The sequence below is a fragment of the Streptomyces griseosporeus genome (assembly GCF_014656055.1).
Classification (GTDB): Bacteria; Actinomycetota; Actinomycetes; order Streptomycetales; family Streptomycetaceae; genus Streptomyces; species Streptomyces griseosporeus.
On record NZ_BNBR01000003.1, the window covers coordinates 610,290 to 622,690 of the forward strand.

10 protein-coding genes are annotated in these 12,401 nt (G+C 73.9%); 2 read left to right on the plus strand and 8 right to left on the minus strand.

The genetic code is table 11. The features are described from left to right. Positions 1–16: 16 nt before the first annotated feature. Positions 17–1,546, plus strand: a complete 1,530-nt coding sequence (locus IE308_RS17465) for an alpha/beta hydrolase (RefSeq protein WP_190218643.1) — start codon at positions 17–19, stop codon at positions 1,544–1,546. A gap of 27 nt (positions 1,547–1,573) precedes the next feature. Continuing rightward, positions 1,574–1,942, plus strand: coding sequence for an ASCH domain-containing protein (locus IE308_RS17470; protein ID WP_190218644.1), 369 nt, complete (start codon positions 1,574–1,576; stop codon positions 1,940–1,942). Positions 1,943–2,033: 91 nt separating this feature from the next. Here IE308_RS17470 and moeZ read toward each other — a convergent pair whose 3' ends face one another. The 8 genes from moeZ to IE308_RS17510 form a co-directional block, all read right to left on the minus strand. Further along, positions 2,034–3,212 carry an adenylyltransferase/sulfurtransferase MoeZ gene (gene moeZ / locus IE308_RS17475; RefSeq protein ID WP_110630318.1) on the minus strand — a complete coding sequence of 393 codons (1,179 nt, stop codon included), beginning with the start codon at positions 3,210–3,212 and terminating at the stop codon, positions 2,034–2,036. Between the two features lie 63 nt (positions 3,213–3,275). Beyond that, entirely contained in the window at positions 3,276–4,025 is a 750-nt protein-coding gene (locus tag IE308_RS17480) for a spherulation-specific family 4 protein (protein ID WP_190218645.1), read from the minus strand. Beyond that, positions 4,013–4,972 carry an NAD-dependent epimerase/dehydratase family protein gene (locus IE308_RS17485; protein WP_110630314.1) on the minus strand — a complete coding sequence of 320 codons (960 nt, stop codon included), beginning with the start codon at positions 4,970–4,972 and terminating at the stop codon, positions 4,013–4,015. The genes IE308_RS17480 and IE308_RS17485 overlap by 13 nt, the downstream gene beginning before the upstream one ends. 104 nt (positions 4,973–5,076) lie before the next feature. Beyond that, entirely contained in the window at positions 5,077–6,492 is a 1,416-nt protein-coding gene (locus IE308_RS17490) for a hypothetical protein (protein WP_229908907.1), read from the minus strand. A 212-nt stretch (positions 6,493–6,704) separates the two neighbouring features. Then, positions 6,705–8,411: a DUF3492 domain-containing protein gene (locus IE308_RS17495; protein WP_190218646.1), complete on the minus strand. Its 1,707-nt coding sequence runs from the start codon at positions 8,409–8,411 to the stop codon at positions 6,705–6,707. A 260-nt stretch (positions 8,412–8,671) separates the two neighbouring features. Next, positions 8,672–10,396 (minus strand): dipeptide ABC transporter ATP-binding protein, encoded by a 1,725-nt coding sequence (locus tag IE308_RS17500; RefSeq protein ID WP_190218647.1) that lies wholly within the window; start codon positions 10,394–10,396, stop codon positions 8,672–8,674. Continuing rightward, positions 10,393–11,391, minus strand: a complete 999-nt coding sequence (locus tag IE308_RS17505; RefSeq protein WP_190218839.1) for an ABC transporter permease — start codon at positions 11,389–11,391, stop codon at positions 10,393–10,395. Before IE308_RS17505 ends, IE308_RS17500 begins: the two co-directional genes overlap by 4 nt. A gap of 5 nt (positions 11,392–11,396) precedes the next feature. Beyond that, the gene (locus IE308_RS17510) at positions 11,397–12,386 is read right to left on the minus strand and encodes an ABC transporter permease (protein WP_190218648.1); all 990 of its coding nucleotides are present in this window, start codon (positions 12,384–12,386) and stop codon (positions 11,397–11,399) included. Positions 12,387–12,401 lie beyond the last annotated feature (15 nt).

Sequence of the window (12,401 nt, forward strand, 5' to 3'; positions counted from 1 at the left end):
GAGGGGGGAAAGGCACATGGCGCGTGTGGCTCGGTGGACGGTGCTCGGCACCGCCGCGGCACTGCTGGTGGCGGGGTGCAGCGGCGGCTCGTCGTCCGACGACGGCAAGAAAGGCACGGAGAGTACGGCGGCCGGCTCCCCCTCGAACCTGCCCGCATCGCTGGCGTCCCAGAAGCTCGACTGGGGGCGGTGCCGGGCCACCGCGGACGCCCCCGCGCCGGGCAGCGACTGGCAGTGCGCGACGCTCAAGGCGCCCCTGGACTGGTCCGACCCGGGCGGGAAGACCATCCGCCTCGCCCTGATCCGCTCCAAGGCGCGCGGCGACGACCGCATCGGCTCCCTGCTGTTCAACTTCGGCGGCCCCGGCGGCTCCGGCGTGTCCGGCATGCCGGCGTACGCCTCCACGGTCTCCGCCCTGCACGAGCGGTACGACCTGGTCAGCTGGGACCCGCGCGGGGTCGGCGGCAGCCAGGGCGTGCGCTGCCGCAGCGACAAGGAGATCCAGGCCGCGGAGGTCCTCGACGCCACCCCGGACTCCCCGGCCGAGGAGACGGCGTACCTCAAGGACGCCACCGACTTCGGCAAGGGCTGCCGGCAGGCCGCGGGGAAGCTGATGGAGCACGTGTCGACCACGGACACCGCCCGCGACATGGACCTGATGCGCCAGGTCCTCGGCGACGCGAAGACGCACTACTTCGGCATCTCCTACGGCACCGAACTCGGCGGCGTCTACGCCCACCTGTTCCCGAAGAACGTGGGCCGGCTGGTGCTGGACGCGGTCGTCGACCCGAGCGCCGACACGGTGGGCCACGCCGAGAACCAGGCCCGCGGCTTCCAGCGCGCGCTGGACGACTACCTGAAGTCGACCGGCCAGGACCCGAAGAAGGGCAGCCAGGAGATAGCGGACCTGCTGAAGCGCCTGGACGCCGAGCCACTGCCGACCGGCTCCGGCCGGAAGCTGACCCAGACGCTCGCCGTCACCGGCATCGTCCTGCCGCTGTACAGCAAGGACAGCTGGCCGACCCTGACCAGCGCCCTGGAGGCGGCGCAGGAGGGCGACGGCTCCGAGCTGCTGGCCCTCGCCGACGGGTACAACGAGCGGGACGCGTCCGGGCACTACGGCACGACGACCCACTCCCAGCGGGTCATCTCGTGCCTGGACGACAAGGAACGCCCGACGCCGGAGGAGACGAAGCGGCGGCTGCCGGCCTTCGAGAAGATCTCACCGGTCTTCGGGGCCTTCCTCGGCTGGGACACGGCCGGCTGGTGCCACGACTGGCCGGTCGCCGGCCAGCACGAGACACCGGAGGTGAGCGCGCCGGGAGCGGCACCGGTCCTGGTCGTCGGCAACACCGGCGACCCGGCCACGCCGTACGAGGGCGCCCGCAGGATGGCGGACGAACTGGGCAAGGGCGTCGGCGTGGTGCTCACGTGGAAGGGCGAGGGCCATGGCGCGTACGGCAGCGGCAGCGACTGCGTCGACTCCACGGTGAACGCGTACCTGCTGGAGGGCACGGTGCCGGAGGACGGCAAGGTCTGCTCCTGACCGGATGCCTTACCGACAGAAGAAGCCATGGAACCAGTCGATTTCAGAGAGCACGTCGTGCAGGCCCCCCACGCAACGCCGAGGCAGCCCCTCTACTTCCATCGGAACTATCTCGACGCCGTCCGCACCGGACGAAAGACGACAACCGTCCGCTTCCGTGACCCGGTCGCCACCGGGCCGGTCGACATGATCTTCGAGCTGGACGAGGAGGTGGTGCTGCAGGGTGCCGTCACGCAGGTCGTCTCCAAAAGGGTCGACGAGCTGACCGAAGAGGACGCCGTCGCCGACGGATTCCGCGACCTAGAAGAACTGCACGACAGGCTGCGGTACCACTACCCCGACATCGCTCCCACCGATGAGATCGCCATCGTCCAGTTCCGCTTGACTGACGCGTGAACCCTTCCCCCGAACAGGGAAAGCCCACGGCCTCTGAGCTGGTCAGAGAGCCGTGGGCTTCTTCAGGGGCGCTGGTCGGCGAGAGCCGGGATCAGTAGACCGGCTTGTGCGGTTCGATCTGGTTGACCCAGCCGATGACGCCGCCGCCGACGTGGACCGCGTCGGCGAAGCCGGCGGACTTCAGGACCGCGAGGACTTCCGCACTGCGGACGCCCGTCTTGCAGTTCAAGACGATCTTCTTGTCCTGCGGGAGGGTCTCCAGGGCGGTGCCCATGAGGAACTCGTTCTTCGGGATCAGGCGCGAGCCGGGGATCGCGACGATCTCGTACTCGTTCGGCTCGCGGACGTCGATGATCTCGATGTTCTCGCCGTCGTCGATCCACTCCTTGAGCTGCTTGGGAGTGATCGTGGAGTCGGCGGCCGCCGCCTGGGCCTCCTCGGAGACGACGCCGCAGAAGGCCTCGTAGTCGATGAGCTCGGTGACGGTCGGGTTGTCGCCGCAGACCGCGCAGTTGGGGTCCTTGCGGACCTTGACCGTGCGGTACTGCATCTCCAGGGCGTCGTAGATCATCAGGCGGCCGACCAGCGGCTCGCCGATGCCGGCGAGGAGCTTGATCGCCTCGTTGACCTGGATGGAGCCGATGGACGCGCACAGCACGCCCAGCACGCCGCCCTCGGCGCAGGAGGGGACCATGCCGGGGGGCGGGGGCTCCGGGTACAGGCAGCGGTAGCAGGGGCCGTGCTCGGACCAGAAGACGGAGGCCTGACCGTCGAAGCGGTAGATCGAACCCCAGACGTACGGCTTGTTCAGCAGCACGCACGCGTCGTTGACCAGGTAGCGGGTCGCGAAGTTGTCCGTGCCGTCGACGATCAGGTCGTACTGGCTGAAGATGTCCATCACGTTGTCGGCCTCGAGCCGCTCCTCGTGCAGGACCACGTTCACGTACGGGTTGATGCCCTTGACGGTGTCACGCGCGGACTCGGCCTTGGAGCGGCCGATGTCGGACTGGCTGTGGATGATCTGGCGCTGCAGGTTCGACTCGTCGACCTCGTCGAACTCCACGATGCCGAGCGTGCCCACGCCCGCCGCGGCCAGGTACATCAGCGCCGGCGAGCCCAGGCCGCCGGCGCCCACGGCGAGCACCTTGGCGTTCTTCAGCCGCTTCTGCCCGTCCATCCCCACATCGGGGATGATCAGGTGGCGGGAGTACCTGCGGACCTCGTCTACGGTGAGCTCGGCAGCCGGCTCGACCAGGGGTGGCAACGACACGGGGACTCCGTTGGTCGGTCAATCACTACGGTTGTTCTCCCCGTAACACTGCCATGCCCTTTTTCATTCCGAGACACCTGTTCCGATCCGCGAGACGATTTCGTCCCAGAAGCCGGGCATCGTCTCCCAGGGGTCGGTCCGTCCGCCGTGGTCGGTGCGGTCGGTGAAGTAGATGGTGGCGGCTCCGTGCCAGCGGGCGATGCGCAGGGCTTCCTCCAGGTGGGGGCGGGGGACGCCGTGCACGAAGTGGCAGAAACGGTCGGGCGGAAAGTCCGCGGTCCACTCGGCCGCCTGCGACCAGCGGTAGTCGCTCCAGCTGCCGGAGAAGGTCACCATCTGGTCGGCGATCTCGGCGTATCCGGGGTGCGGATGGGTGCCGTGGCCGAGGACGATGTGGGCATCGTCACGCAGCCTGCGCAGCGCGGCGACCGTGCGGCGGACCGCGGGCAGGTCCTCGCGGCCGTTGGGGCAGCGGTCGAGGAGGAAGCCGTCGACGCGATACCAGTCGGCGTAACGCTGCGCCTCGCCCAGTACGTCGCCGTAGGTCCGCAGGCCTCTGCCGGTGTCGAGGCGGCCGAGGATCCGGACGCCGACCGTGCGCAGCCGGGCGGCGGCCTCCAGGCAGTGCGCGTCGGGCCGGGCGCCGGGGCCGCCGGCGACGTCGAGGACGACCCAGTGCAGGGGCGTCCCGGGACGGGCGAGTTCCGCCCACTCTGCCGGGGCGAGCAGCGGGTGGGCCAGGCCGGGGACGCCGAAGCCGGCGCGGACGTCGGTGCTCGCGGTGCCCGTCCGGGCGCTGGTCAGATACGGCATGCCGCCTCCATCCAGATGTCGGCGAGGGACTCCTCCAGGTTGATCCGGGGCCGCCAGCCGAGCCGGTCGCGGGCGGTGCGCACATCGGCCTGCTGCCAGCTGCCGCAGCCGTCGGGGTAGGGGTAGGCGACCGGCGCCGGGTGGTCCGGGTCGGGGCGCGGGTGGCCGATGGCCGCGCGCAGCGGGCCGGGAGGACCGTCGAGCTCGTGGAGCGTGCCGCCGTACCCGGCGACGCGGGCGAGGACGGCGGCGGCGTCGCGGAGCCGTACGGCACGCCCGGAGCCGATGTTGATGATGCCCTGCGCGGCCGACAGGGAGGCGGCGTGCACGGCGCGCGCGACGTCGCGTACGTCGACGAAGTCGCGCTGGACGCCGAGGCCGCCGAGCTTGAGTTCGCCGTCGCCGGACTGCATGGCGCGGCGCATGGCCTCGGCGAGGCGGCCGAGCGGGGAGCCGGCCGGGGTGCCGGGTCCGGCGGGCGAGAACACGCGCAGCACGACGGCGTCGAGGCCGGAGCCGAGGACCAGTTCGGTGGCGGCGAGCTTGCTGACGCCGTAGGGGCCGCCGGGGCGGGGTACGGCGTCCTCGGCGGTGGAGGAACCGGGCTGGCTGGGGCCGTACTCGGCGCCGCAGCCGATCTGCACCAGGCGGGCCCCGCAGCCGCTGCGCCGCAGGGCCTCGCAGACGGTGGCCACGGCGACGGTGTTGTGGCGCGTGAGTTCGCGGGCACCGCCGCGGGTGGCGCCGGCGCAGTTGATGACGACCTGGGGGTGCACCGCGTCGAGGAAGCGGGTGAGCGCGCCGGGGCTGCCGGTGGCGAGGTCGAAGCGGACGTCGGCGTCGTCGCCGCGGCCGAGTGCGGTGAGCTGGACGGCCGGATCGGCGAGCAGCCGGTCGGCGACGAAGCGCCCGAGGTAGCCGTTGGCTCCGATCAGCAGGACCCTCATCGTGCGGCTCCCGGGGCCGGGTCCTCGGGTCGGGACGTGATCATCTGGGTTTCTCCTTCTGGGTGTTGCGGTGGATACGGCCCGGGGGGTGGCGTGGTCGGTGGTCACTTCGGCGCGCCGGTCCTGACGTGGGCCGAGGCGCGGGTCAGGGTTCGGCTCGCGTGGACGAGCAGGGTCAGGGCGCCCGCCCCGCACACCAGGGCCGGCACGCTGCCGGGGCCCCAGGTGTCCACGAGCGCCTCGACCGGTACGGCGAGCAGGCCGCAGCCGGGCAGGCGGCCCGCGAAGACCGTGGCGGTGGCGGCGGCTTCCGCGGCGGCGGCCGCGGTGAGGACGACCGCGGGGGCGTGCGTGAAGCCGTGGACGTGCAGGAAGCGGGCGAGCAGGAGGAGGGCGCCCAGGGTGAGGCCCTGGGCGTACCCGGCGCGTTCGCCCAGCAGTGCGGCGCAGACGGCGAGCAGGGCGGTCAGGCAGCCGAGGTACAGCGCGAACGCGCTCCACAGCAGCGGGCGTACGGCCGCCGCGAACTCCGTCAGACCGCGGCTGGCGGTCAGTCTGCGGCGGGCGCCCTCGGTGAGCAGGTGGGCGGCGAGCGCGGCGGGCACGCAGGACAGGGCGAGGGCCAGCGTGGGGGCCGTGGCCAGGGGCCAGGGGCCGTGCGGGGTGCCGTCGGGCAGGCCGTCGGGGCCGCCGTGGACGGCGGCGCGCAGCAGGGCGTCGCCGAGGGCGGCGTAGGCGAGCAGCCACCAGGTCCAGGTCCGGCTGCCGGAGGGGCGCGCGGGGGCCGGTGTGCGCCGTGTGCCGCTCAGCGGGCCCCGCGTGAGTGCCGCGCGTACGCCGAGGGCCACTGCGAGCAGGCCGGCGGCGGCGACGAGCAGGCGGGTACGGCCGTGGGTGAGGTGCAGGCCGGCCAGGGTGGCCGCGGTCAGCGCGCCCGGCAGCAGCGCGAGCAGCAGCCAGTCGGCGCGCGGGCGGGCGGCCTCGGGAACGGTGGTCTCGGGCGCGTCGGTGTCGCCGCCGCGGGGCACGCGCGCGTACATCTCCTCGGCGAGGGAGAAGACGTCCCGGTGCCGGAAGCGGGCGGCGGTGCGGTCGGTGACGCCGTGCGCCTCCAGGCCCGCGGCGATCTCCAGGGGGTCCACGGCGCGTTCGCACAGGTCCCGGTGGCGGTGCATCAACGCCTTGACGGGGTCGGCGCCGCCCCGGCGGGGGGCCGGAGGCTTCCGGTCGGCGCCGGGGGCGCCCGCCGATCCGGGCGCGCCGGAGGCGCGGGGCTGGGTGCCCGCGCCGGGGGCGGGCGACTGGGTGCCCGCGCCGGGCGCGTACCCCGGCTCGTCCAGATCGGAGGCGTCAGGCGCCTGCCCCGGCTCGGACAGACCGGAGGCGCCAGGCGCGTGCCCCGGCTCGGACAGACCGGAGGCGCTGGGCGCGTACCCCCGCTCACCCGGACCGCAAGCGCCGGGCGCGCACCCCGGCTCCCCCGGACCGGCGGCCCCGGGCGCGTACCCCGGCTCACCCACGCGGGAAGCGCCAGGCGCGTACCCCCACTCACCCAGACGGGAAGCCCCGGGCGCGTGCCCCGGCTCCCCCGGACCGGCAGCGCCGGGCGCGTGCCCCGGCTCACCCGGACCAGAAGCCCCAGCCCCATACCCCGGCTCCCCCAAACCGGCCGCGCCCGACCGCGCCCCCGCCTCGCCCCCCGCATCCCGGCGGTCCAGTTCTCCGAGGTCGCTCATCGGGCCGCCTCCCCCGCGGGCATCGCGCGGACCGGGGGTCCGGGGGTCCAGGCGGGGTCGCCTCCGGAGACCAGCGGGGCGCCGGGGGCGGCCCAGCGGCCGGGTACGTGGGCCTCGGCGGGGACGCCGAACGGCAGCGGCTCGCCGGTGTCGTCGAGGACCACCCGGTTGACCGGGCAGCGGGAGACGACCTCCAGGTAAATGCCGTGAAATGCCGCGACGTTCTGCTCGACGGTGAACAGTTCGAGCGCCCGCGCGCGTGCGGCGGCGCCCAGGCGCGCACGGCGCTCGGGGTCGCGCAGCAGGGCCACGCACGCCTCGGCGAGCGCCCGGGGGTTGCGCGGCGGTACGACGAGCCCTGTGCCGCCGATGACCTCCACCACCGCGCCGACGTCCGTCGAGACGGTCGCGCGCCCGCAGAGCATGGCCTCGGCCAGGCCGACGGGGAAGCCCTCGACGACGCTGGACAGGACGGTCACCGCGCCGGAGGCGTAGGCGTCGGCGAGGGTGGGCAGCTCCGGGCCGCCGATCTCCTCGAAGGAGACGGGGTTGTCGCCCATGGCGTGCAGCCCGTCGGCCTCGTCCGGGAACAGCTGGGCGGCGAGCGCGCGGCAGTGGCCGAGGTAGGCCTCGCCCTCGGCCCCCGTGGCCGTGCCGACGATGCGCAGGCGGGTCTTCGGCTCTTCCCGGCGGACCTCGGCGAACGCGTGCAGCAGCGACACCAGGTCCTTGGCCGGTTCGACCCGGCCCACCCACACCAGCGTGTCGGGGTCGCCGCACTCGGGCGACTCGCCGACCTCGGCGAAGCGGGTGGCGTCCATGCCGGGGTAGACCGTGCGGAGCTTGGCGCGGTCGGCGCCGCACCGTTCCTGCCAGCGGCGCGCGTGGGCGTTGCCCGGCGTGATGCAGGCGGCCCGGCGGTACACCTCGGCGGCGAGTCGGCTCTGGAAGGCGGCGAGCAGGGCGCGTACGGCGGGGGCGGCCGTGGCGGCCGTACCGGCGCCGGAGGTCAGGTAGTGGGTGCGCAGCCGCACCCCGTACTCGGTGACCACCAGGGGCACGCCGAAGAAGTGGCCGGCGAGGAGGCCGGGCAGGGCCGCCGTGCCGCCGGAGGCCGCGTGGCAGACGTCGACCGCGCCGAGCCCGTCCTCCTCGTACCAGTCGAGGGAGAGGGGGCGCAGGGCGCTTTCGAGGTGCGTGGCGACGGTGAGCAGGTCGGGTACGCGGGCGTCGCGCGCCGTGCGGAGTGCGCCCGGCGCATGGCAGGCGCGTTCCAGCGCGCGCACCGCGCCTTCCGAGCGGAGCGCGCCCACCAGTCCGCCCTCGTCGCGGGCGAGTTCGGCGAGGCCGTACAGCGCGTTGCTGAAACGGTCCGCCTCGGCGGCGTGCACGCCCTCCGCGCCCTCCGGGCCGCCCGCGCACAGCGCCAGGGCCAGCTCCCCGTAGCACTCGGCGAAGCGCCGGCGCGCGCGGCGGCCCAGCACCGCCCCGTCGTCCTCGGCCGGCCACAGCGGCGCGGTCCGCACCCGGCTGACCTGCGGCGGCAGCGGTACCCAGCCCTCGTCCTCCTGCTGCTCGCTGCGGCTGAGCGCGTAGATGTCGAACTCGTGCTGCCCGAGCCCGCGCACGAGCCGGTCGCACCACAGCCCGGCGTCACCGCTCACATACGGATAGCCACCCTCCGTAAGCAGTCCGATGCGCACGAGTGCACCCCCGATCTCCCGTATGGGGAGCCGCCGTTGGTCCGGCGGCTCGCAGCGGGACGAACGTATGCGGACATGGCGGTCGCGCGACGGACGGTTGTCCGTCGCGCCACCAAAAGGGGTGAACGGTCGTAACTTTCCCGTGCGGGCCGCGTTCGGTCGCGCTAAGAGATCACCCGACCGCGAAACGTCACTTCACGCGCGCGTGGCGGCTCCGCTCGCATACGGGACGCCTCGTGCGGCCGGCGCCGGCCCGCCGGTCACGCCACGGCCAGGTCCCGCCGGGCCGCGCGCCGTTCGGCGGCGGTGCGCGGGTCGAGGGACGGTACGGCGGCCAGGAGCTGCCGCGTGTACGGGTCCCGGGGCGCGTCGTACACCTCGTCGGCCGGGCCCTCCTCCACGATCCGGCCGCGCCGCATGACCGCGACGCGGTCGCTGACCTGCCGGACGACGGCGAGGTCGTGCGCGACGAAGACGAGCGCGAGGCCGAGGTCGCGCTGCAGTTCGCCGAGCAGGGCGACCACCTGGGCCTGGGTGGTGACGTCGAGCGCGGAGACCGGCTCGTCGCAGACGATGACGCGCGGGTCGGCCGCGAGGGCCCGGGCGATGCCCACGCGCTGGCGCTGGCCTCCGCTGAACTCGTGCGGGTAGCGGTCGTGGTGCGCGCCTTCGAGGCCCACGCGCTCCAGCAGTTCCCGTACCCGCTCGCGGATGCGCGCCTCGTCCCGTTCGCCTCGCGCGCGCAGCGGGTCGGCGATGGACTCGCCCACGCTGCGGCGGGGGTTGAGGGAGGAGACGGGGTCCTGGAAGACCATCTGCACGGCCGGGTGCACACCGTCCCGCGCGCGTCCCTCGAAGCGGACCTCGCCGGAGGTCGGCTCCAGCAGCCCGACCAGCATCCGGCCGAGGGTCGTCTTGCCGCTGCCGCTCTCACCGACGATGCCTAGGGTCTCGCCGCGGCGGACGGTCACCGAGACGTCGTCCACGGCCGTGAACGCCCGCTTCCCGCGCCCGAACTCGCGCCGCAGACCGCGCGCCTCCAGCACCACGTCCCGGGCTTCGGCCCCGGGCGCCTGGACGGCCGTCGGCAGCCCACCGGCCCCGGACGCCCCCGACTCGGTCCCCGTCACCGCCTCCGCAGCGGCAGCGGCAGCGGCAGCCGCAGCACCAGCACCAGCACCAGCACCAGCACCAGCACCAGCCTCGCGCACGGCATCCACCCGCGGCACCGCGCCGAGGAGTTCCCGCGTGTACGGCTCCCGAGGCGCCCCCAGCACCTCGGCGACCGGCCCGCGCTCCACGACCCGCCCGTGGCGCATGACGAGCACGTCGTCGGCGCTCTCCGCGGCGACGCCCACGTCGTGCGTGACGAGGAGCAGCCCCATGCCGGTCTCCGCGCGCAGGGTGTGCAGCAGGTCCAGGATCTGCGCCTGGACGGTCACGTCGAGGGCCGTGGTCGGCTCGTCGGCGATCAGCAGCTCGGGGCCGCAGGCGAGCGCCATGGCGATCAGCGCCCGCTGCCGCATGCCTCCGCTGAACTCGTGCGGACGGGCCCGCGAGCGCCGTACCGCGTCGGGGATGCCGACCCGGTCCAGCACCTCCACCGCACGCGCGCGTGCGGCGCGTCGCGACACGCGCGCGTGGACGCGGTACACCTCGGCGATCTGGTCGCCGACGGCGTAGTACGGGTCCAGTGACGACAGCGGGTCCTGGAAGACCATGGCGGCCTTGGCGCCGCGCAGCCGCCGCAGCTCCTCCTCGGAGGCCCGCTGTACGTCGGTGCCGGCCACCCGGACCGAGCCGGTGACCCGCGCTCCGGTGCCGCGGTGCAGGCCGAGCAGGGCGGCGGCGACCGTGGACTTGCCGGAGCCGGACTCACCGACGAGGGCGAGGGAGGCGCCGGGGTCCAGGCGCAGCGACAGCCCGTCGACGGCCCGTACCGCGCCGAACGCGACGCCGAGGTCGGTCACTTCCACCAGGCTCATGCGAGCACCACCCGTCGGTCGGCCACCGCGTACAGGACGTCCGCGACGGCGTTGGCGAGGACCACGAAGAAACCGATGACCAGCACCATGCCGACCACGACCGGCAGGTCGACCACATGGACGGCGTGGACGAGTTCCTGGCCGATGCCGGGCAGTCCGAACAGGGTCTCGGTGAGCACCGCGCCGCCGACGGCGGAGCCGACGTTGTTGGCGTTGAGCGCGATGACGGGCGCGAGGGCGCCGCGCAGGGCGTGCCGTCCGATGACGGCCCGCTCGGTGACGCCGTAGGCGCGGAAGGTGCGGATGTGGTCCTCGGCGAGCGTCTCCAGCATCGCGGCGCGGGTCAGCCGGGCGAAGGCGGCGGCCTCGATGAGGGCGAGCGAGAGCCATGGCAGGAGCAGGTTCCACGCCCACTGCTCGGGGTCGTCGGTGAGGGCGACGTACTGCGGGAACGGCAGCAGTTCCAGTTCGCCGCAGACGACGATCATCAGGACCAGGCCGATGACGAAGACGGGCGTCGCCGTGCCGGCGAGGGTGATCGCGGTCAGTACGCGCTCGGAGAGGCGGCCCCGGCGCCAGGCGGAGAGCACGCCGGTGCCGACGCCGAGGAGCAGCCACAGCACCATGGCGCCGAGCACCAGCGAGAGGCTGACCGGCAGCTTGGTCAGGATCAGCTCGGTGACCTGCTGGTCGCTCTGGTACGACAGCCCCAGGCAGGGCGCCGGGCAGTGCGCCACGGAGGTGCCGGTCGAGTAGTCCTGGCCGGCGACGATGCCCTGGAGGAAGTGGCCGTAGCGGACGTACAGGGGGTCGTTCAGATGCAGTTGCTCCGCGACCTGCTGCACCTGGGCGGGTGAGCAGCGTGGGCCGCAGGTGATCTGGGCGACGTTGCCGGGGGTGACGTAGAAGACGACGTAGACGATCACCGAGACGGCGAGCAGGGTGACCACGGTGGCGAGGGCGCGGCGCAGCGCGAATCCGGCGAAGCCGCTGATGCCGTTCACGCGGAGCCCTCCTTGCGGCCGGTGCCGACGCGCAGACGCGAGCCCGCGCGCGGGTCGAGGGCGGTGCGGACGCCGTCGCCGAGGACGGTCAGCGCGAGCACGGTGACGAAGAGGGCGCCCGCGGGCAGCAGCAGGTACTGCGGGGCCGCTTGGTACCAGACGTTGGCGGCGGTGAGCATCTGTCCCCAGGACGGGATCGGGGGCTTCACGCCCACACCGAGGAAGGACAGGGCGGCCTCGGCGGAGATGTTCATGGGGACGAGGAGCGCCGCGTACGTGAGGACGGGGGCGGCGAGGCCCGGCAGCAGTTCGCGGCGGGCGACGTGCCAGGTGCCCCAGCCGCTGAGCCGGGCGGCGGAGACGTGGTCGAGCCCCTTCAGGGTGAGGGTCTGGGCGCGCACGATCTTGGCGAGGTTGCCCCACCCGATGAACCCGATGACCAGCGTGACCAGCAGGGGGCGCGGGAAGCTCGACGGGACGATCGCGAGCAGGGCCAACGACATGATCATCAGGGGCAGGGCGACGATGATGTCCGTCAATCTGCTCAACACTTGATCAACCCATCGGCTGCCCAGCGCGGCCGCGGCCCCCACCAGGACGCCGAGGGAGGTCTGCACGACCGTCGCCGCCAGGGCGACGCCGAGGGACACCCGGGCGCCGTACACCAGGCGGGCGAACAGGTCCCGTCCGGTCTGCGGCTCCAGTCCCAGCCAGTGGTCGCCGCTGACGCCGCCGAGCGGTCCGACGGGCACGCCGCCGCGCGCGGAGTCCACCAGGGACGGGTGGTAGGTGGTCGGGTCCTGGCCCTCCAGGGCGGTGAGCAGCGGCGCGCCGAGCGCGACCAGGACGAGCAGCGCGACGACGACCGCCGCGACGAGGGCGGCGCGCTGCGCACGCAGCCGCCGCCAGAACGGGCGCGCCCCCGGGGCCGCCGGGACGGGGGTGTCCGTCCCGGCGGCAGCGGAGGCCAACAGGCTCTCGCTCATGATTGGTTGATCGAA